This is a genomic window from Paraglaciecola psychrophila 170, from assembly GCF_000347635.1.
In the GTDB taxonomy this organism is placed as follows: domain Bacteria; phylum Pseudomonadota; class Gammaproteobacteria; order Enterobacterales; family Alteromonadaceae; genus Paraglaciecola; species Paraglaciecola psychrophila.
The window spans coordinates 2809126-2829929 of the sequence record NC_020514.1 but is presented as its reverse complement, the minus strand read 5'-3'; the positions used below and the strand labels follow the sequence as shown (position 1 = coordinate 2829929).

Here is a 20804-nt window from a genome sequence, read left to right as displayed (position 1 = left end):
ATTAGTTATAGGTTAGTTCAAACTGACCTCATCTACCTTCCAGTCCTTACCTACTCTTACCAGATCGATTAAACGCATATCTTTTAAAACGTTGCCATCTAACTCACCCTCAAAAAATAATGAGATTTGGGCTTCTTTTGCAAATTCATTTCTACCTGCGCTGCGTGATTTAGGTTGGATACTTACCTTATCAAAACGCATGTTCAACACATGCTTTTGGACCCCTTTATTGGTATGGTAAGAGCGTAATAAACGTTCCATTTTAGGCGTGCTTAACTCAATAGCATCATCAATACCCTTGCTGTGATAAATATGGTCAAAGAACTCTATTGCAGCAAACTCTGGGTTACCTCTGTCTAACATACCAAATTTACCACCACCTTGTTTAGGCGGCGCTTTGTCACACGCAACGAGTAGAACTGAAAAAATCAGAATAAAAATGATATTTTTTAGCATGGTACATTCCACTTTGATAATTGAGCCTGCTCTCATAATTTTATTTTAACTTGTTTTTTTTGATTCATCAAAGAAGAGGGAGGCAACAGCCTCCCTCTTTAATCGAAGTAAAAATAAACACTGTTTATGTAAACTACATTTTTAAAAAATTACTGAATGTTTTCTGAATCAGAGAATTCATTTGCAAACAAAGGACTACTAAGATAACGCTCTGATGCACTGGCTAAAATGACCACTATGATTTTGTTAGCATTCTCAGGCTTCTCTGCCCAGCGTTTGGCCGCTACGACGGCAGCACCAGAAGAAATACCCGCTAGAATACCTTCTTCTTTCATTAAGCGATGAGTCATTGCCATACAATCTTCATTACTTACTTGTTCAACAGCATCGACCATGTCTAAGTCTAAGTTGCCAGGAATAAAGCCAGCACCTATGCCTTGAATCTTGTGTGGCCCAGGGGTAAGTGCTTCACCTGCTTTAGCTTGCGTAATAACGGGGGAATCAGTTGGTTCAACGGCTACTGTGGTAATCGCCTTACCTTGGGTGTTTTTTATATACCGGCTAACACCTGTAAGTGTTCCGCCTGTACCAACACCTGCAACGAAAATGTCAATTTTTCCGTCTGTGTCATTCCAGATTTCAGGACCCGTGGTTTTTTCATGTATTTCAGGATTAGCTGGATTTTCAAACTGATGCATGGGGATATATTTAGATGGATCAGAAGCCACAATCTCATTGGCAGCAGCAATGGCACCCTTCATACCTTTTGGAGCTTCAGTCAAGACTAAGTTTGCACCCATGGCTTTAAGTAATTTACGACGTTCTAAACTCATCGAACTAGGCATGGTTAACGTGATTTTATAACCTCTTGATGCTGCAACAAAAGCAAGAGCTATACCAGTATTGCCGCTAGTTGCCTCAACAATTTCATTACCTGGTTTAAGCAGTCCTTTTTGTTCTGCGTCCCAAATCATATTTGCGCCGATACGGCATTTAATACTGAAACTTGGGTTTCTTGATTCAATTTTTGCGTAAACATTGCCACCTGTCACGCGATTTAGTTTGACCAAAGGTGTTTTACCAATGGCGAGTGAATGGTCGTCGTATACTTGCATAGTTATTTCCTTGCTTAATATTATATTTTTTACAGTATAACTCCGATTGTTACACCTCAGTTTAGTTATTGATAGAGCCTGTTTTTCTTATATATGTGAAACAACAATAGGCCCTATAAATATTATTGATACGTATAGCTCGTAAAACTGTTTTATCATAAAGGTATTCATACTTAGAGATAAGGGTAGGGGGCTTCATTTAAAGGGCTTTTTCGATATATCTTATGGTTAATCAATTGTTAATAAGGTTTGAGGTTTTACATGGCGTTTAATGGAACAGAAAAATATATTGCTAGTCGTGAGTTACAACTTGCTGTCAACGCAGCTATCACACTAGAAAAACCGTTGTTGATAAAAGGTGAACCAGGTACGGGTAAAACTATGTTGGCAGAAGAGTTAGCAAAAAGTTTAGATGCTAATTTAATTCAATGGCACATCAAATCAACGACCAAAGCCCAACAAGGATTATATGAATATGACGCAGTTTCGCGGTTACGTGACTCGCAGTTAGGTGATGAGAAAGTGCATGATATTGGCAACTATATTGTGAAGGGGAAATTATGGCAGGCTTTTGATGCAGAAAAGCGCACCATATTATTAATTGATGAAATAGACAAAGCGGATATCGAGTTTCCAAACGATTTACTGTTAGAACTTGATAAAATGGAGTTTTTTGTTTATGAAACCCAACAATTAGTTAAAGCCAAACAACGTCCGATTGTGATTATTACATCGAATAATGAAAAAGAATTACCTGACGCGTTTTTACGTCGTTGTTTCTTCCATTACATTCAGTTCCCAGATGCTGAAGAGATGCGTAAAATTGTAGATGTGCATTTTCCAGATATAAAGAAAATATTACTTAACCAAGCCTTACAATCATTTTTTGATTTGCGAGATGTACCTGGCCTTCGTAAGAAGCCATCTACTTCAGAATTGTTAGATTGGTTGAAGTTATTGGTAGCAGAAGACATTCCAGCCGAAGCGTTACAGAATAAGGATGGCAAACAAAGTATTCCACCACTTTATGGTGCTTTACTTAAGAATGAACAAGATATTCACCTATTCGAAAAACTGGTCTTTATGGCGCGTCGTTAATGTTAATTAATTTCTTTTTTAAACTCAGAGAGTACCGGCTATCAGTGAGTCTAAGAGAGCTTTTGGACTTGCTTAATGCGTTAGAGAAAGGCGTAATATTTGCCAGTATTGACGATTTTTATTTTTTATCAAAAATGATTATGGTGAAAGATGAAAGCCAGTTTGATAAGTTTGACCGTGCTTTTGCTGACTATTTTGAAGGGGTGCAAAGCATTGACTTGTTTGGTAAAGACATCCCAGATGAATGGTTGAAAAATGCCTTAGAACGGCATTTCAGTGAAGAAGAAAAAGCGCAGATTCAAGCTTTGGGTGGCCTTGAAGAGTTGATGAAAACTCTAAAAGAACGTTTGGCGGAGCAAGAAAAACGTCATCAAGGTGGTAATAAATGGATTGGTACTGGTGGTACATCTCCGTTTGGAGCTAATGGGTATAATCCAGAAGGCGTGCGTATCGGTCAACAAGGCAATCGTAATTTCTCGGCCGCTAAGGTGTGGGATAAGCGAGAATTTAAAAATCTTGCTGGCGATGTTGAGTTGGGTACCCGTAATATCAAGGTTGCGCTGCGTAAACTACGAAAGTTTGCGCGGACCGGCGCGACCGAAGAGCTAGATATACCTACAACTATCGGTGCTACCGCTAAAAATGCTGGGTTTCTGGACATTCATATGGTGAAAGAGCGTCACAACGCGGTTAAAGTGTTGATGTTTTTTGACGTGGGTGGCTCGATGGATGCACATATTAAAGAATGCGAAGAGTTATTTTCAGCGGTGCACACTGAATTTAAGCATCTTGAATACTTTTATTTTCATAATTGTGTTTACGAAGGTGTCTGGAAGGATAACAAAAGACGTGATAGAGAAGTTATACCTATTGCGAATGTTATTCACAAGTATGGCGCGGATTATAAACTTATATTTGTCGGTGATGCGACTATGGGACCTTACGAAATAACCTACCCAGGTGGAAGCGTAGAGCACTGGAATGAAGAAGCTGGATCGGTCTGGATGCAACGTTTACTGCATCATTTTGAACATGCAATATGGCTAAACCCACAGTTGAGTCAGTATTGGAATTATTATGCTTCAGTGAGCATAATGAAAGAAATAATGACCGACAGAATGTTCCCACTCACGTTAGATGGAATAGGAGAGGGGATAAAAAGCCTAACCAAGAGAAGCGGATAAAAGAAGCGTTTATGCAACAGCATTCAGACTTAAATACTAACCAAACAGATAGTTCATTAGATGTTGATGCGGGCTCTGAGTCTGAAAATGTGTGTTTAACTCATAAAGAAACCCGACAAATTGTCACTCCATATGCATTTTTTGTGGCTGATGATTTGTTAGGTACACCTTTGGCAGGCCCTTTTCGCCGTGGTTTTGGCTTAATAATAGATTTGTTCTTAATATCTTTATTGACACAAATCAGCAGCTTAGTATTGGCTGGGATAGCTGCTTGGACTTTTTTTAGGGCGGGCAATCGCTTAAAAACTAAAAAACGTTTTAATGCCGCACGAATTCTTTTGCGTCTGTTGGTAGCATTATTGTTATTTGTCGTCGCAATGGGCATTGTTGATGCAATTAATGGAAATGATAAAGATAGTAGTGATAATGAATTAGCAAGATTTGAGTCGCCTGAACCTTCAACAAAAATTAATGATGATGTGTGGGGAATTGAATTAATCACTTTGACAGCCAAATATTTGGTAAATACTAAGGCTATGAAACAGCGAGTTGCTAAAAAAGAATGCGAACCTATTTATGATTGTTTCCAAACGTTAGGTAATGAACTTATTCTGGATGTGGTTGATATTGGTTTAGATACAGATACCATAAATGATATATTAAGAGAGTATATAGGCTCAGTGTCTGAAAGCCTGAGTACTTCACAGCAAACAGAATTGACTCGCCACCTACAACAAACATCAAAAAACAGTCTTGAGTTAAAGGTAGCTGAGCTAAAATCAACTGAGCAGGTGATTACCTTGCCAATCAAAAACGACACAAATATTCAAAAACCACCTTACAAGTCCACAGGACTTATTGAGAGATTAGAAAACTTAATTGAAGAACTCGGCCTTGGCTTAGGTTGGGCAGCGTTTTATTTCAGTGTTTTTACTGCATGGTGGAAGGGCCAAACACCAGGAAAAAAATTACTTGGTATGCAAGTGATTAAACTCGACAACACTGCTTTAAATTTGTGGGAAAGTTTTGGCCGTTATGGTGGTTACGCAGCAGGTTTAGCTACTGGACTTATGGGGTTTCTTCAGGTTTTTTGGGACCCTAATCGTCAAGCCATTCATGATAAAATTTCAGAGACATTAGTGATTGATTTGCGCAAACCTAAAGTCCCCTTCGATAAAAATATGGCGGTATAGGCCTAGATGGCAAATAGAATAAGTCAGTTACTCAGTCATTGGTCTGAGAATAGAAATACACATTTGTGGGTATTGGCCACTATCATACAAACCGACGGCTCGTCTTACCGCAAGGCAGGGGCTATGATGCTGATCAATGACATGGGACAGTATTTTGGTTTGTTAAGCGGTGGTTGTTTAGAGTCAGATATAATGCGCCAGGCTAGGCGTTGTTGGGACAATCATCAAAATCGTATTATCGAATACGATATGCGCGAAGAAGAAGATCTTGCTTGGCAACTGGGTATTGGTTGCGGCGGCATGGTGAGAATTTTGTTGCAGCCGGTTCACGCAGATAATGATTATCTTAAGCTTGATGAGCTTAATCGTTGTTTAGAACAAAGAAGTGAGGCTGAATATCATCAACAAATTGATGAGGGTTTTCCACTCAACAAAGTCATTCCAAGAGAGGACAAGTCTCAAAAGTCTGCTTTTAGTGCACAGTTAACTGGGTCCGCAGATGTTTTTGTGCAACTACTCAGTCCTGCGCCATTACTGGCTGTTTTTGGAGCAGGGGTAGATGCAAAACCCGTCGTGTCTATTGCGGCCGATTTGGGATGGCAGGTGTTACTTATTGATCCTCGAGTAGGTTACGCCAAGGCCGAATTTTTCACAAAAGCCAGCCAGATTATTCGTCAGTCAATAGATGAACTTTATGATACGACCTGGCTTAGTCAAATAGATGCTGCATTAGTACTAACACATAATATAAAACTTGATGCTGCAGCATTAAAATTAGTACAAACCAGTAGTGCTAAATATGTCGGATTACTGGGGCCTACTCATCGCACTGACAGGGTGTTAGATATTGCAAAGTTAACTAGAAACGATTTGTCTAAACCTTTGGCAAACCCAGTAGGTTTGCGATTAGGCGGCGAATTGCCTGAATCTATCGCTTTGTCAATGCTAGCCGAAGTTCATGCTGTTTTAGAACAAGCCGACGGTTTATCTATCAGTGGCGTATTAAATCAGTGAAAACTGAGCTGATATTATTGGCCGCTGGTCAAAGTAAACGTTTTGGTGGAATAAAACAGCTAACAGATATTCATGGGCAGCCCATGATTTGTCATTGCCTTTCACAATATCGTCAGGGTGAAAAATGGTTAACAGGTATCACCAATGGTTATGTAATGTTAGGTGCCAATGCTGAATTGATAAATGAGGTCCTTCCGAACAACATTACTAGGTATGTGGCGAGTAGTTGGCAACTCGGCATGGGCCATACGTTGGCTGAAAGTATGCATTTAACTGCCATCGACACCACTCATGTATTGATAGCGTTGGCCGATCAGGTTGCACTAACTCAGAATCTGGTAATAAAAATGCTTCAAAAATTAAACAAATATCCACAACATATTATTGCTGCTAAATACGCAGGTGTAGTTGGGGCCCCTACAATATTTCCCACACAATACTTTTCTCAGTTAAGCCAATTAAAAGGTGATAAAGGCGCTAAGACAATGCTTCAACAATACTCTCAACAGGTTATTGGTTTAACTATGCCAGAAGCTGCTTTGGATGTAGATACACCGGACGACCTCAAATTTGTTTAATCCTATTCAGAGGCTCAGTACCAGTACCTTCATGATAGTAGCGAACTTTGCAAGTTATAGCCTAGAGACACATCAATTTCTTAGTCTAAATCTGATCTTTAGATTCACTAATTAACCATAAAATAGTATCAAATAAATATTGGCATTGATTTATAATAATCTCTTTTTTGACTCGCAATATTTTTTGGTTGAACGGTTTTAAAGAATAGTTGATAGTAGTTTACATCATGATGAAGCGATCACAGCCAGAACCACTTCTAATGAATTACTGCAGTTGAAGTCGTTTCATTAATTTTTGCAGCTACGGTTTTCAAGCTCAGTATGGGACCGGACGTATAAAATTATTGATAGCCGACTCATCACCTTAATAAACATCTGACCAAACACTAGCAGCTTAACTTTAGAGTTGAAACAATACGACATGGCTTATATATAAATTCATATGGAGTTCAAATAATGAAACTAAAAATATTAATTGCAATGGCAACAATTTTTTCAGCTAGCGTGGGTTTTTGTGCGGCATCTTTTGCCAAAGACAATAGCGATAAAAATTTTATTCAATTGAAAGATTATTTAGATTTTGAACGAGTCGGTAATGGACAAATATCACCTGATGGTTCTCAGATTCTGTACTCTAGAAGTCACATCGATAAGATGAATGACAAATTCACATCCACTCTTTGGCTGATGAGTTTTAATGGTAGTCGTAATCGTCCTATGATGCTTGGACAAAACGCATTATGGGCTCCTGATGGAAAGCGTATTGCCTATGTCGCTTCTGACAATAACGAAAAAGGGCAAATCTTTGTGCGCTTTATCGATGCTGAAAGTGCCACACTTCAAGTTACTTCGTTTGCGCATAGTCCGCGCAGTATGGCTTGGTCACCGGATGGTAAGCAAATTGCTTTTGTGGCTAGAGTGCCCATAAAATCAACATGGACAGTAACTCTACCAGAGCGACCTCAAGGCGCAAAATGGGACCGAGGATCCGCCTGTTATAGATACATTACATTATCGTCAAGACCGAGTGGGTTATACTAACAATGGTTATGACCACATATTTGTGGTTCCGGCTATGGGCGGTACTCCACGACAATTGACCAGCGGTGATTGGAACGTTGGACGTCGGGGACTTGGTTCTATTGCATCAGCGCCTGCACTCTCTTGGTCTCCAGATGGAAAAGTAATTGCCTTTGATGGTTTGACCCGAGCTCAGACTCCTGAGGCGTGGTCTGAGAGCCACATTAACTTGGTGTCGGTAGCAGATGGAACTATTACTCAATTAACTAGCGGACAGGGTAATTATGGACAGCCTGATTTTTCACCCGACGGCAAACAAATAGCCTATACAGGTTATCCCGAACATAATACTTCGTATCCAGTACCAGATTTATTTGTAATGACAAATGATGGCAGCAATATCAAGGCCTTGACCAATGATCTGGATGATGGCCCCTCATCTATTGAGTGGCTAGATAGTGGACGAGAGATTGTTTTTACTGTCTCTGCACGAGGTTCGCGCAACATACACGCAGTAGATTTGCGTGGACGGATACGCGACATCACCAGCGGTGCGCAAGTAGTGACGCTTTTCAATGTTGCTAAGAATGGACGTGCTGCGGTTTCCATCAGTACATCTGATAAACCAAGTGAAATTGCAGTTACCAACATTAAAGGTAAAAATGATATTAGTCGATTGACCGATGTTAACTCTGATGTTTTGTATGGGAAAACTCTTGGTGAAGTAAAAGAAATTTGGTACGACGCTACAGCTGAGACTGGCGAGAGTGCGCGTGTTCAAGGCTGGGTGGTACTACCGCCAAATTATGATTCAAACAAAAAATACCCTCTGTTGTTACAAATACATGGAGGCCCTCACGCAATGTATAATAGTGGCTTTAATTTTACCTTTCAGGAGTTTGCCGCCCGTGGTTATGTCGTTCTTTACACCAATCCCAGAGGCTCTACTGGTTATGGAAGCGATTTTGCCAATGCCATTCGGCATCGTTACCCAGGCCCCGTTGATTATGCAGACCTTATGGCTGGCGTAGATAAGGTTATTGCCGATGGGTATGCTGACTCTGACCGCATGTTTGTGGCTGGTTGTTCAGGTGGGGGAATACTCACCACTTGGATTATTGGTCAAACCGACCGTTTTAAAGCCGCTGCAGCTTTATGTCCTGTTACTAATTGGATTGGCATGTCGGGCACTACCGATGTAGTTGGATGGCTTTATAACTTTTTTCCTGCACCGTATTGGGAAGACCCTAAACCATGGCTTGACCACTCGACTCTGATGCATGTGGGTAAGGTGAAAACCCCCACCTTGCTAATGACCGGCGATAAAGACTTGCGTACGCCTATTGGAGAAGCAGAAAGCTATTTTGCAGCTTTAAAGATCCTCGGTATACCCACACGCCTAATACCTATGCGTAATGAATATCATGGTACTGGATCGATACCATCTAACTACATGCGTACTAATCTGATGCTGCGTAAATGGTTTGACGAATTTGATCCCGTAAAGGTTGCTGCCACCACTGAGGTAAAAGCTAAGCACTAATATTAGCAAAATAAAACAGAGGGATAACATGCCTCTGTTTTATTTATAAAGCTACTCAGTACTTTGAATTAAACATTTACAGTATAGCTGGGAATTATTGCCTAAATAATCGTAGGTCTTTGTTACGCTTGCAATGGTTGAATACAATTTAATTGACTAGTCAACGACAAACCACAATAGACCGCTTCAAACGAGTTACTAACTTTCTCATTGATAGGCTCTGTAGCCGCTTAAGATTGGTAGATTAGCACTTGGGTTATCTACGCCTCTTTAAAATCGAAAACTCTGCCCAATATTATTAAGCATGAAACAAAATAAAAGATTGTCCCAAAGTATCCTCTATTCATTTTTAGCCATTACTTTGCTGTGGTGTTTAAAGTCATCTGAGATTTTGTTTGGCTGGAATTTGTCTTTTATGGGGCTGGTACCACTTGAAGCAGCAGGAATGTTGGGGATCCTCACTGCGCCTTTAGTCCATGGCTCTTTGGAACACCTTTTTAATAATACTTTTGCGATCCTCATTTTGGCAAGCGTTTTGTATTATGGTTATCCAAAATCATGGTGGAAAGTATTAAGTTTAGTTTGGGTGTTATCTGGAGTGGGGGTCTGGTTGTTTGCTCGCCAAGCTACTCATATCGGCGCGAGTGGTCTCACGCATGGATTGTTTTTCTTTTTGTTTGTTGCCAGTATCTTTCGCCGGGATAAAAGTTCGGTTGCTATTATGATGATAGCTTTTTTATTGTACGGTGGTATGACAATGACTATTTTTCCTAGGGAAGAAGGTATTTCTTTTGAGTATCATTTTTTTGGTGCTTTAACAGGTGTAATTGCAGCCTTCATATGGCGAGATAGTGACCCTAAACCAGTGGTGAAACGCTATGATTGGGAAGAAAATAGCGCGGTAGATGACCTAGACATTGGTGATGAATGGCAAGTCGATGAGCCATTGGAACAAGAAGATAAATCCCGGTTACATTAAGGAGCATAATGCAAATGATTACGCAGAAGAATACCCAGAACACGACGCAGTTGAATACATCCCTAGTTAAAGAACAGTTCACTATCTTACTTAGAGTCCGATATGGAGAATGTGATGCCCAACAGGTTGTATTTAACGCTCGATATGCTGATTATATTGATATCGCTATGACGGAATATTTCAGAGCGGCACTGGGTGGTTTTCAAGTGCTACTTAATAAAGGATTAGACAGCCAGGTGGTCAGTTTGCATATCGATTGGGAGTCGTCTGCTAAGTTTGATGATGTTCTGGCGCTCGAGGTAAAAACAAAAAGGTGGGCAATACCTCTTATGGCTTTGAGGTATTGATCACCGACTTTACGTCACAAATACAGATTGCTAAAAGTACGGTGACTTATGTGATGGTTGATACCCAAACCTATCAAAAAACTCCAATACCCGATTGGTTGCGAGAACGGTTACTCACCGCAACGCCATTTCCATTGATTAACCATGCAGGCGTTCTAGCATAGTGTGAATACGTATGCATTAAGTTGTTGATTTACCTAGACTCAGGGTACTCTCTAATCTTACAGTTTACTTTTTATTAACAGCTGTGAATGTTGTGTAATTCTACAAGATTTCACCGGTGTATTAGAGATTACTTGATGCAAAAAACAAAACCCCAGTTAAATTTTTGGCAAATTTGGAATATGTGTTTTGGATTTTTAGGGATCCAATTTGGCTTTGCCTTACAAAACTCTAACGTTAGTCGAATATTCGAAGCCTTAGGTGCCGATTATAGCAACCTCGCCATTCTTTGGGTGGCAGCACCTATAACCGGACTAATTGTACAACCTATCATTGGTTATATGAGTGATAACACTTGGAATCGCTTAGGTAGAAGACGGCCCTACTTTTTATGGGGTGCTATCGCTGCAAGTCTGTCTTTATTTATTATGCCCAACTCACCCACACTTTGGTTAGCGGCTGGCATGTTATGGATCATGGATGCCTCGATTAATGTATCTATGGAGCCCTTTAGAGCATTTGTGGGTGACATGTTGCCCAAAAAACAGCGTGCTATGGGCTATGCCATGCAAACCTTCTTTATAGGTGTTGGTGCCGTGGTGGCATCTGCGTTGCCTTGGATGATGACTAATTGGTTTGATATTAGTAATGTTGCTGCTGCTGGAGTGATCCCAGACTCTGTGAAGTTTTCGTTTTATGCAGGTGGCAGCATATTTATGATCGCTGTACTGTGGACCGTATTATCCACTAAAGAGTACACACCCGAACAACTGGCAGCTTACGAAGAAGCACAATCGGCAGAAGATGGTATCTTTGCTGAGCCACAAGTTGTTCGTTCTAGTCAGCAGTATTTTAAGGGCGGGATCATTTATTCCGCTATTGGGGTGCTGTTGTATTTGCTAATTGCCGGTAATATAGAAAGCCTAGATAAGAATTTATATATCATGGCTGGGGGCTTAGCGGCATTTGGTGTATGTCAATTAATTGCAGGTTACTTGCGTAAAAAAGACCGCACAAGCAATGGTTTTTCTGAAGTCATGAATGACTTGTTTAGTATGCCCCAAGCGATGCGTCAGCTGGCAGTGGTTCAGTTTTTCTCTTGGTTTCCTTTGTTTGCAATGTGGATTTATACCAACTCTGCAGTGACTTCTTTTCATTATTCAACTAAAGATGTCACCTCAGCCATCTATAATGAAGGCGCTGATTGGGTTTCTATTTTAATGGCTACTTATAATGGCGTATCCATTTTTGCTGCCATTATTATTCCAATGGTAGTGCGTTTTTCTAACCTACAATTTGCTCATCTGTTAAATTTGACCTTAGGTGGTATCGGTTTTATATCCTTTATCTTTATCAAAGATCCCGCTTGGTTAGTGTTGTCTATGGTAGGAGTTGGATTTGCTTGGGCTTCGATATTGTCAGTACCATATGCCATTTTATCTAACGTTCTGCCTGCCAAAAAGATGGGGGTTTATATGGGGATATTTAACTTTTTTATTGTTATCCCACAAATCTTAGCCGCCAGTATTTTAGGATTTTTAATTACTAAAGTGTTTGATAATCAACCTGTTTATGCCCTAGTGGTAGGCGGTTGCAGTATGTTAATTGCGGGCATCATGACCCTGCGTGTCAAAATCCCTGAATAGGAGTTAAGCCTTGTTGAATGTAAATAAAAAAGCGTTAGGTCTTACCTTGTCCTCATGTTTACTCATTATGGCCTGCGACTCTCAGGTTACATCCAAAGACAACACATCCACTATAATAATCGCCAAACCTGTGCAAGAGTTTTACGGGACGGCACAACCATTTGTCAAAGAAGCGATATATTTTGTGATGACAGACCGCTTTGTCGATGGTGACCCAAGTAATAATCAAATAAAGCAGGGTGGTGCTTGGCCCACGTTCGACTTACCTCTCGTTGGTGAAAACGGAGAAACCGCCAATGTGGGATATTTAGGTGGTGATTTGAAAGGTGTTTTAAACAACGCTCAATACATTAGCGACATGGGTTTTACAGCTGTGTGGTTAACACCTATTTTAGACAATCCCGATCAGGCATTTTCAGGTGGTGAGCCCATAGATTTTGGCGGTGCATTCAAAGATGGCGGTAAAACTGGCTATCATGGTTATTGGGCAAACAACTTTTATCAGATTGACGAACATTATCCTTCTAATAATCTTGGCTATAAAGAATATACTCAACAAATGCGCCAGCAATTTGGTTTAAAGTCAGTGTTTGATATTGTGGCAAATCATGGTTCACCCTCTTTTAGTATGCCTGTCGATCAGCCCAAATTTGGTGAGCTCTATGATATTGAAGGTAAATTGGTAGCAGATCATCAAAACCTTAAACCTGAAGAGTTGGACTCAAATAATCCTTTGCATGAATTCTTCAGGCACACTCCAGATATCATGGAATTATCCAACTTGGATGATCGTAATGAAAAGCTGCAACAGTATTTAATGGAGTCTTATTTATACTGGATAGAACAGGGAGCTGATGCGTTTCGAATCGATACCATTAAGCATGTGCCACATGAATTTTGGAAACTCATGGCAGACAAAATTCGTGCAGAACATCCCGATTTTTTTATGTTTGGTGAGAGTTTTGATTACAACGCAAATTTTCTAGCACAACATACCTTGCTTAAAAACGGCGGCATAAGTGTATTGGACTTTGTGGGTAAACAAGCCATAGTCGCAACGTTTGAAAATCCACAAAGTGATTATGCAGATCTTCAAGAATACCTGCATTTGACACACGGACCCTACGCTAATCCTTATGAATTAACTACTTTTTATGACAACCATGATATGCCGAGAATGAATGCCTCTGATCATGGTTTTATCGATGCTAATAATTGGTTATTTACCAGTCGTGGTATTCCTGTTGTATACCAAGGTTCGGAAATTGGCTTCATGCGGGGTAAGGCCGAGCATCAAGGTAATAGAAATTACTTTGGACAAAGCAACATCGAAGAGGCAAAGACTCACAAAATCCATCAAGCATTGACTAAGATTGCTAATATCCGTAAAAATATAGCCGCTTTACAAAATGGTTTACAAGTTAATGTTGAGTTACACGTTAACAAAGCCGCGTTCTACCGAGTTTTAGTTAAAGATGGTAAATCTCAAACAGCCTTAGTGTTGTTGAATAAAGGTGATCAAGAAGCTGAATTTTTGATTCAAAAGTATATGCAATCGGGTAGTTGGGTAAGTCAAATCAACGATGACAAGGTCAGCATTACTGAGTCACATCTTGAGTTAAAAACAAATGTTGTAGCTCATGGTGTGCAGGTCTGGTTGCGACAAGGACCCATATCAAACCCATTATTGCTGGATGAGTTGCAACGGCTGATGCTAAACAAATAAACCTACTTAGACATAACTATTATATGTTGAACAAGTCCAATATGAGTTGCTTAGATTTGTGCGCCACAGGATTGGCGTACCACTAAATCAACCGGCATAAGAAAATGAGACACTTCTTGACCGCTTATTAATTTCAGCAAACTATCTACTAAAATCTCACCCGCTAATTTAGTATCTTGATGTACCGTGGTTAAAGCGGGATTTGCAAAACTGGAAATAGGAATGTTATCGAAACCGGCAATGGCTACGTCTTCTGGGATATGCAGTCTTTTTTCTCGTAAACAACGCAACGCTCCTAGTGCAATAAGGTCACTGGCACAAAATAAAGCATCAAAGCTGTTGCCTGAATCAATTAATTTTTGTACCCCTTGATAACCTGATTGCTCAGTAGAAATAGCATCAAATTGCATGGAGTTATCAACAACTATTCCTGCTTCTTTCAAAGCTTGGCAGTGGCCTAAATAACGCTCCTCAAATTCAGGTGCTTGGCTGCCAGCTTCCCCAATAAAGGCAAATTTTTGGCGCTGCATTTTAAGCATATGTTGAGTCACATCAAAGCCACCTTGAACATTGTCACAGCCGATAGATACGCCCGGATGATCGGCATCGTGTGCGCCCCATCTAACAAAGTGGGTGCCTTGCTCTTCCAATTTAGAGAGTTTATCTCGGTAGTCTGTATAGTCACCATAGCCTAATAAAATAAGACCATCTGCTTTGTTCGAGTCTTCAAACTCAGATTGCCAGTCATCACTTAAATTTTGAAAAGAAACTAATAAATCATAACCCGCTTTAGTGCTTGCTTTGGTAATGCTGCCTAACATAGATAGAAAGAATGGGTTGATGAGTGAATCATCAGACGTGGGATCTTCAAATAATAACAGTGCAAGTGTCAAACTGTGTTGACGACGCAAGTTACTGGCGTTTTTATCTACTTTGTAGTTAAGTTCAGAGGCAATAGCTTGAATTTTGTCGCGAGTTTCTTTGTTCACTAACGGACTGTTGCGCAGTGCTCTGGATACGGTAGATTGGGATACACCCGCACGATGCGCGATATCAAACGATGTGGCTTTATCTCTCATAATTAATGCATACCAAATTCTTAACCATAATGAAAATCACCAACAAATTCTATATTTGCCAGTATCTTAGATTGTTTTTTTGTGATTTAACAACGACTTTTTAGCAACATTTATTGCGGACTCGGTAATTAATTAGCTTAGCGCTGCATAAAATAGCTAAGACACCAGTAAAAACCCTTATCTTGATAATTGATACTGGTATAATATCCAGTTAATTATTCGTATTTTTTACCAAGAGGGTGCATTAATGGCCGAGACTGACAGTCGTCCGACCAATTTTATTCGTCAAATCATAGATAAAGATATTAACGAAGGTCTTCATACAAAAATCCAGACTCGGTTTCCACCAGAGCCAAATGGTTATCTTCATATTGGCCATGCAAAATCTATTTGTCTTAATTTTGGTATTGCCCAAGATTATCAAGGTCAATGTAAGCTGAGGTTTGACGATACTAACCCTGAAAAAGAGGATATAGATTACGTCAACGCTATTCAAAAAGACGTGTCTTGGTTAGGTTTTACCTGGGATGGCGATGTACGCTATTCGTCTAATTATTTTGATCAATTATATATATTTGCAGTTGAATTAATTAACAAAGGCTTGGCTTACGTAGATTTTTCAAGCCAAGAACAGATGCGTGAGTTACGGGGTACCTTAAAAGAGTCAGGCAAAAATAGTCCCTATAGAGATACCACGGTTAGTGAAAACTTAGCATTATTTGAAAAGATGCGTGATGGTAAGTTTAAAGAAGGTGAGTGTCTTCTTAGGGCTAAAATTGATATGAGTTCATCTTTCATGTGTATGCGGGACCCTGCTTTGTACAGAGTCCGTTTTGCCCATCATCACCAAACGGGTGATAAGTGGTGCATTTATCCAATGTACGATTTTACCCATTGTATTTCTGATGCGATTGAAGGCATTACCCATTCTTTATGTACTCTGGAGTTTCAAGACAATAGACGATTATATGATTGGGTACTCAGCAATATCAGCATTGATACCACACCTCATCAATACGAATTTTCAAGGCTGAATCTTGAATACACGGTATTGAGCAAACGTAAATTAATTCAATTGGTCGAAGAGAATCGAGTGAATGGTTGGGACGACCCACGGATGCCAACCGTTGCAGGTCTACGCAGAAGAGGTTATACATCCGCCTCTATACGCGAGTTTTGTAAACGTATTGGTGTCACCAAAATGGACAATATGGTTGAAATGTCCATGCTTGAAGCTTGTCTAAGAGAAGAATTAAATGCTGATGCGTCCAGAGCGATGGCGGTGCTTGAACCGCTTAAACTGGTCATTGAAAATTATACTGCAGATGATGTCGAAAATTTAACTTCACCCAATCATCCAGCTGACGAATCAATGGGCACCAGAAGTGTGCCTTTCAGCAAAGAAATCTTTATCGAAGCGGATGACTTTAGAGAAGAAGCTAATAAGAAGTTTAAACGCTTAGTATTAGGCAAAGAAGTGCGTTTAAGAAATGCTTATGTAATCAAAGCAGAACGTGTTGAAAAAGACGAACAGGGAAATATCATCACTGTTTATTGCAGCTACGATAAAGATACCTTAGGTAAAGATCCCTCTGATGGACGTAAAGTCAAAGGTGTTATTCATTGGGTATCTGCTTCACATGGTGTGCCAGCCGAAATACGTTTGTATGACAGACTTTTTAAAGTACCCAATCCAGCTGCAGAAGAAGACTTTTTAGAGTGTATTAATGAAGAGTCCTTAGTGGTTAAACAGGGAATAGTAGAACCTAGCCTTGTTAGCGCAAAGCACAGTGCTCCAATCCAGTTTGAAAGAACAGGTTACTTTTGCAAAGATAAAGATAGCCAAGACGATAAGTTAGTTTTCAATCGTGCAGTAGGGCTTAGAGATACTTGGGCGAAAATGGATCAAGGGTAAAGTACCAACAAACTGTTATAAAAAACCGGACTGTTAATGTCCGGTTTTTTATAACAGTCAGTGGCTATTTAAACGACTACCAGATAAACCCACTAAATTGGGCTATTTGGGTTGTGCATCAATCGTCTGACCATTCTCTGTACTTTTTTCATTGTCCATTAAGTACAAATACAACGGCATTATTTGTTCAGGTGTTTTTAAATGGTCAGCATTTTCTGCTGGAAACGCTTTGGCTCGCATAGTCGTTTTTGTGGCCCCAGGATTGATACAATTAAAACGTATGCTGCTGTTATCATATTCATCAGCCAGCACTTGCATCATGCCTTGGGTGGCAAATTTAGAAATGGAGTAGGGTCCCCAGTATGCTCTACCTTGAACTCCTACACTTGATGTGGTGAATATAACGGAAGAGTGAGGTGCTTTTTTCAAGCTAGGTAATAATGCTTGAGTCATTAAAAACTGACTGGTTACATTCACTTGAAATACATTTTGCCAATCTTGCTCACTAATTTGTGCAAACGGTCCTAAATGTCCCAAAACACTGGCGTTATGTAATAAGCCATCTAAACAACCAAATTGGTCATTTATAGTATCTGCCATATCCCGATAGTGTTTTGCGGTCGCCCCTTTTAAATCTAAAGGCACAATAGCGGGTTCATTACCCCCATTGGTAATTATTTCATCATAAACACTTTCAAGCTTTACAACGGTTTTACCCAGCAAAATGACTGTAGCCCCGAATTTTGCATAGTGCAGCGCCGCTTGTTTTCCAATACCGTCTCCGGCACCTGTGATTAAGATTGTTTTTTTATCTAGATAAAGTTTCTGTGGCGTGAAGTTATGCATAATGAACATCTAATAAAATCAATATATAAATGGTATCACTGAAGTACTGACCTAAGAAAGTACTAGGCTAATAGTAAGATAATATTTTGAAAGGAATTTTATAGAGGCTTTACAAATAGACTATAAAGGCAATAGTATTGCTAATATGTTAACTGGTCACGCTATTGAAAAAAAATTATACTTTTATATAACATTTATTTATTAATAATCATAAATACAAATACATACGATTAAAAAATTAAATAATATAGAGGCAGGATAATAAAAAAAACACTTATAAGTACTGGTATTGTCACCCTATTTGGATTAGCAGCTTGTGGAGGTGATTTACCTGGAGATGTCACAGTAACTGATGAAATTCAATAAGTGGTTCTTGAATAGCCGTTTGTGCGGGTCGTGTTTAATCCGGCTACTGCTGATATAAATGTACCAAACGATTTTCTGATGATACCGAATGGCAATTTTTTTGATTTCACCCTTAATACTAAAGGTAATGATGAATTTGACCCTGCCAATCCGCTACATTCTCTTAGTGCGCTGGACGGTTGGTCTGCGCATATGCCATTTGCTATTCGAGTATCCTTAACAGATGATTTGGATATTGAAGCTGCGACGGTGTCTGGCTCATCTATAAGAATTTTTGAAGCGACTCAAGCCTTAAAAGGTACTTCGGAAACTTGTCAGGCATTAGCCGTGTCTATCGGTGCACCTGGTGTGCCATGTGAATTAGGCGAAGAATTGATCTACGGTGTCGATTTTGTTGCCTCTTATACAACAGGTACGGGCGCTATTAGTGTCATCCCTCTTAATACAATGAAGTCCTCTCAGGGTCATATGTTAGTTGTCACTGAAGAGTTAAAATCAACCGACGGTCGAGCAGTAAAAGGCTCTATTACTTGGGAGCTGGCTCGTCAAGATATCACCACCAATGCTTTAGGCTCAGATGATCTGCTGCAATTGCAAGGTTTGGTTAGTTCCTTAGTGAATGTTTTAGAGCCTTCAGGATTAGATACCGGTGATGTTTCCTATGCAGCTTATTTTTCTACGCAATCTACTGAAGATTCTCTTTACACAGTCAAACAGTTAAACATTGCGCCTTATGCCCAAGCATTTTAGGCTACCTTAGCTACCGGTGCAGATTTAGCCACAGCCAATGCTGTGGCATCACAGTATTTACCGACCATTACTACCGAATTAACCACAGGCCCTGATACTGTATTCGAAAACATTTCTGCTTCATTACTTTCAGATGATCTGTTAGAGCAATTAAATGCTGTGGGTCTGAATACTTGTGATGGATTTATTGCTGCTGTTTCAGATCCTGCTTCTCCAGCAAACGCTACGGCTACAGCCTCCTTTTCTCAGGTAGGTCCATTGTGTGCCTCAACAATAGTCGAGGGTGAGGTTAAGTTACCTTATTACTCAAGTACAACTAATCCTGCTAACGACTGGTGGAGAGCGGCATGTACTAGTGGAGCCACTTTACAATCCCTTGGCACTGAAATAGTCACAGGGTTAATTCAAGCAGGTCAAGTTGGCGCTAATAACGCACTGTGTCAGTTAGCATCAGGAGGAACCTTATTTGACCTAAATTTAACCAGCTTGGGTATGACAGACCCAAGAAATATCACCAAATTTAATCCCATCCCTGCTTTACGAGGCCGTCAAACAGACGATGTAAACACCTTATATAATGAATCGGGTACCGAAAATGTCCGCGTATATTTTACTGTTCCTGACGAATCAGTGATTTCCATGATATCTGCCGCATCTGGTGATGTTGTACCTGCGCAAACTAAACCAGCTGGAGGCTGGCCAGTAGTGGTGTTTCAACATGGTTTAGGTGAAACGAAAAAGAACGCTTTGTTCATTGCATCGGCTTTAGCTATGGCTGGTTATGCTTCTGTGGCAATTGATCACCCATTACATGGTGATCGAATCATAACAATTGGTGAGGATGTTTTTGACAGTGTCGGCTATACCTCTTTAATCCTATTAAATACTCGAGATAATGATCGTCAAAGTATCGCTGATATTATGGCTTTCAGATTAGTGCTTAATGCTATCAATGATTCAACAGGTTTAGTCGACTTAAATACCTCGAAAGTACATTTTATGGGCCAGAGTTTAGGTGCCATTTATGGAACAGGTGCTGTTGCGTTAGCAAATAAAAGTTTATCAGGAGATTTAGCCACGTTTGATAATATGTATACATTTCAAACTGCCACAATCAATGTGCCAACTGGGGGAACCAGCGCAGGCTTGCTTGATTCAGCTTTTTTTGGTCCAATTATCAAAGGTCAAATTTTAGTGGCATCCTCACCTGAGTTTGTAGAGTTTTTAACGGCCCTTGCATTGCAAAATGGAATACCTGCTGCAGCGGCCATAGGTCCAGCTTACTTAGACTTTGAACAAGTAATTACTGCTGAGCAAGCAGCAGAAATTAATGCTGGTTTCACATTGGTTGCTTTCGCTGCGCAAACGGTTACCGATGCGGCAGATCCTATTAGTTGTGGCGCTAAATTATCGAGTACCACTCCAACATTAGTGCAGTTGGTTGTTGGTGGAGGAAACAATGATGATGGCAGCACTGCGCTGACTGATCAGGTGAATCCAGTTACTACATCGTTACCTTTAGTTGGTGGACAGCCATTAGCCGATATCATGGGCTTACCTAAAGTATCAACAGCAGGCCAAGGAAGTGGCGTTGTCAGATTTATTTCTGGGGCCCATTCGTCATTTTTAAGTCCTAGCATTAGTGCTGCAACCACTACAGAAATGCAAAGCCAAGCGGTAACCTTCATTGTTACTGGTGGTGAGAATATAGTTGTTGCTGATACCTCAGTGGTTGAAAATCAAACTAACATGTGAAAATACAGAGCCAAGTTAAGCACTTGGCTTTT

The 20804-nt window shown here is 40.0% G+C and carries 19 protein-coding genes; 15 read left to right on the top strand and 4 right to left on the bottom strand.

Annotation, left to right across the window (positions count from 1 at the left end):
- Positions 1-12: 12 nt before the first annotated feature.
- Together C427_RS12360 and cysK are read right to left on the bottom strand one after the other, a co-directional pair.
- The gene (locus tag C427_RS12360) at positions 13-456 is read right to left on the bottom strand and encodes a hypothetical protein (RefSeq protein WP_007635716.1); all 444 of its coding nucleotides are present in this window, start codon (positions 454-456) and stop codon (positions 13-15) included.
- A 149-nt stretch (positions 457-605) separates the two neighbouring features.
- Positions 606-1571, bottom strand: a complete 966-nt coding sequence (gene cysK / locus C427_RS12355; protein ID WP_007635714.1) for a cysteine synthase A — start codon at positions 1569-1571, stop codon at positions 606-608.
- Between the two features lie 261 nt (positions 1572-1832).
- Between cysK and C427_RS12350 the strand changes: the two genes are divergently transcribed.
- The 12 genes from C427_RS12350 to C427_RS12305 all read left to right on the top strand — a co-directional run bounded on the left by C427_RS12350 (position 1833) and on the right by C427_RS12305 (position 14061).
- On the top strand, positions 1833-2669 hold the full coding sequence (locus C427_RS12350) for an AAA family ATPase (RefSeq protein WP_007635711.1): 837 nt from the start codon (positions 1833-1835) through the stop codon (positions 2667-2669).
- On the top strand, positions 2669-3853 hold the full coding sequence (locus tag C427_RS12345; protein WP_007635709.1) for a vWA domain-containing protein: 1185 nt from the start codon (positions 2669-2671) through the stop codon (positions 3851-3853). The genes C427_RS12350 and C427_RS12345 overlap by 1 nt, the downstream gene beginning before the upstream one ends.
- Before the next feature lie 11 nt (positions 3854-3864).
- Positions 3865-5046 carry an RDD family protein gene (locus tag C427_RS12340; protein WP_007635706.1) on the top strand — a complete coding sequence of 394 codons (1182 nt, stop codon included), beginning with the start codon at positions 3865-3867 and terminating at the stop codon, positions 5044-5046.
- Between the two features lie 6 nt (positions 5047-5052).
- Positions 5053-6060 (top strand): XdhC family protein, encoded by a 1008-nt coding sequence (locus C427_RS12335; protein WP_007635705.1) that lies wholly within the window; start codon positions 5053-5055, stop codon positions 6058-6060.
- The gene (locus C427_RS12330) at positions 6057-6638 is read left to right on the top strand and encodes a nucleotidyltransferase family protein (protein WP_007635704.1); all 582 of its coding nucleotides are present in this window, start codon (positions 6057-6059) and stop codon (positions 6636-6638) included. Before C427_RS12335 ends, C427_RS12330 begins: the two co-directional genes overlap by 4 nt.
- Positions 6639-7094: 456 nt before the next feature.
- Positions 7095-7679: a TolB family protein gene (locus C427_RS24125; RefSeq protein ID WP_015430905.1), complete on the top strand. Its 585-nt coding sequence runs from the start codon at positions 7095-7097 to the stop codon at positions 7677-7679.
- Positions 7666-9201 carry a S9 family peptidase gene (locus C427_RS12325; RefSeq protein ID WP_148285911.1) on the top strand — a complete coding sequence of 512 codons (1536 nt, stop codon included), beginning with the start codon at positions 7666-7668 and terminating at the stop codon, positions 9199-9201. The genes C427_RS24125 and C427_RS12325 overlap by 14 nt, the downstream gene beginning before the upstream one ends.
- A gap of 304 nt (positions 9202-9505) precedes the next feature.
- A complete protein-coding gene (locus C427_RS12320) occupies positions 9506-10180 on the top strand; it encodes a rhomboid family intramembrane serine protease (RefSeq protein ID WP_007635702.1) in 675 nt (224 codons plus the stop codon).
- An 8-nt stretch (positions 10181-10188) separates the two neighbouring features.
- Positions 10189-10527 (top strand): acyl-CoA thioesterase, encoded by a 339-nt coding sequence (locus C427_RS12315; RefSeq protein ID WP_015430903.1) that lies wholly within the window; start codon positions 10189-10191, stop codon positions 10525-10527.
- A complete protein-coding gene (locus C427_RS28545) occupies positions 10494-10691 on the top strand; it encodes an acyl-CoA thioesterase family protein (RefSeq protein WP_015430902.1) in 198 nt (65 codons plus the stop codon). The genes C427_RS12315 and C427_RS28545 overlap by 34 nt, the downstream gene beginning before the upstream one ends.
- Positions 10692-10826: 135 nt before the next feature.
- A complete protein-coding gene (locus C427_RS12310; RefSeq protein ID WP_007635700.1) occupies positions 10827-12335 on the top strand; it encodes an MFS transporter in 1509 nt (502 codons plus the stop codon).
- A 13-nt stretch (positions 12336-12348) separates the two neighbouring features.
- Positions 12349-14061, top strand: a complete 1713-nt coding sequence (locus C427_RS12305; protein WP_007635698.1) for an alpha-amylase family glycosyl hydrolase — start codon at positions 12349-12351, stop codon at positions 14059-14061.
- Between the two features lie 50 nt (positions 14062-14111).
- On the opposite strand, the gene C427_RS12300 is transcribed toward C427_RS12305, so the two are convergent.
- Positions 14112-15140, bottom strand: coding sequence for a LacI family DNA-binding transcriptional regulator (locus tag C427_RS12300; RefSeq protein ID WP_007635696.1), 1029 nt, complete (start codon positions 15138-15140; stop codon positions 14112-14114).
- A gap of 247 nt (positions 15141-15387) precedes the next feature.
- Here C427_RS12300 and glnS point away from each other — a divergent pair, with 247 nt between their 5' ends.
- Positions 15388-17055, top strand: a complete 1668-nt coding sequence (gene glnS, locus C427_RS12295; RefSeq protein ID WP_007635694.1) for a glutamine--tRNA ligase — start codon at positions 15388-15390, stop codon at positions 17053-17055.
- Between the two features lie 102 nt (positions 17056-17157).
- Here the strand turns inward: glnS and C427_RS12290 are convergent, their stop codons facing one another.
- Positions 17158-17901, bottom strand: coding sequence for a YciK family oxidoreductase (locus tag C427_RS12290; protein ID WP_007635692.1), 744 nt, complete (start codon positions 17899-17901; stop codon positions 17158-17160).
- A gap of 396 nt (positions 17902-18297) precedes the next feature.
- On the opposite strand from C427_RS12290, the gene C427_RS25530 reads away from it, so the two are divergent.
- Both C427_RS25530 and C427_RS12285 read left to right on the top strand, forming a co-directional pair.
- Positions 18298-19017, top strand: coding sequence for a hypothetical protein (locus C427_RS25530; RefSeq protein WP_015430901.1), 720 nt, complete (start codon positions 18298-18300; stop codon positions 19015-19017).
- A gap of 42 nt (positions 19018-19059) precedes the next feature.
- Positions 19060-20772 (top strand): VolA/Pla-1 family phospholipase, encoded by a 1713-nt coding sequence (locus tag C427_RS12285; RefSeq protein ID WP_015430900.1) that lies wholly within the window; start codon positions 19060-19062, stop codon positions 20770-20772.
- The last annotated feature ends 32 nt before the right edge of the window (positions 20773-20804 follow it).

Excerpts from the sequence above, each read along its gene's own strand:
- C427_RS12360 (WP_007635716.1), bottom strand. The coding sequence starts at position 456 with ATGCTAAAAAATATCATTTTTATTCTGATTTTTTCAGTTCTACTCGTT.
- cysK (WP_007635714.1), bottom strand. The coding sequence starts at position 1,571 with ATGCAAGTATACGACGACCATTCACTCGCCATTGGTAAAACACCTTTG.
- C427_RS12350 (WP_007635711.1), top strand. The coding sequence starts at position 1,833 with ATGGCGTTTAATGGAACAGAAAAATATATTGCTAGTCGTGAGTTACAA.
- C427_RS12345 (WP_007635709.1), top strand. The coding sequence starts at position 2,669 with ATGTTAATTAATTTCTTTTTTAAACTCAGAGAGTACCGGCTATCAGTG.
- C427_RS12340 (WP_007635706.1), top strand. The coding sequence starts at position 3,865 with ATGCAACAGCATTCAGACTTAAATACTAACCAAACAGATAGTTCATTA.
- C427_RS12335 (WP_007635705.1), top strand. The coding sequence starts at position 5,053 with ATGGCAAATAGAATAAGTCAGTTACTCAGTCATTGGTCTGAGAATAGA.
- C427_RS24125 (WP_015430905.1), top strand. The coding sequence starts at position 7,095 with ATGAAACTAAAAATATTAATTGCAATGGCAACAATTTTTTCAGCTAGC.
- C427_RS12320 (WP_007635702.1), top strand. The coding sequence starts at position 9,506 with ATGAAACAAAATAAAAGATTGTCCCAAAGTATCCTCTATTCATTTTTA.
- C427_RS12315 (WP_015430903.1), top strand. The coding sequence starts at position 10,189 with ATGCAAATGATTACGCAGAAGAATACCCAGAACACGACGCAGTTGAAT.
- C427_RS12310 (WP_007635700.1), top strand. The coding sequence starts at position 10,827 with ATGCAAAAAACAAAACCCCAGTTAAATTTTTGGCAAATTTGGAATATG.
- C427_RS12300 (WP_007635696.1), bottom strand. The coding sequence starts at position 15,140 with ATGAGAGATAAAGCCACATCGTTTGATATCGCGCATCGTGCGGGTGTA.
- glnS (WP_007635694.1), top strand. The coding sequence starts at position 15,388 with ATGGCCGAGACTGACAGTCGTCCGACCAATTTTATTCGTCAAATCATA.
- C427_RS12290 (WP_007635692.1), bottom strand. The coding sequence starts at position 17,901 with ATGCATAACTTCACGCCACAGAAACTTTATCTAGATAAAAAAACAATC.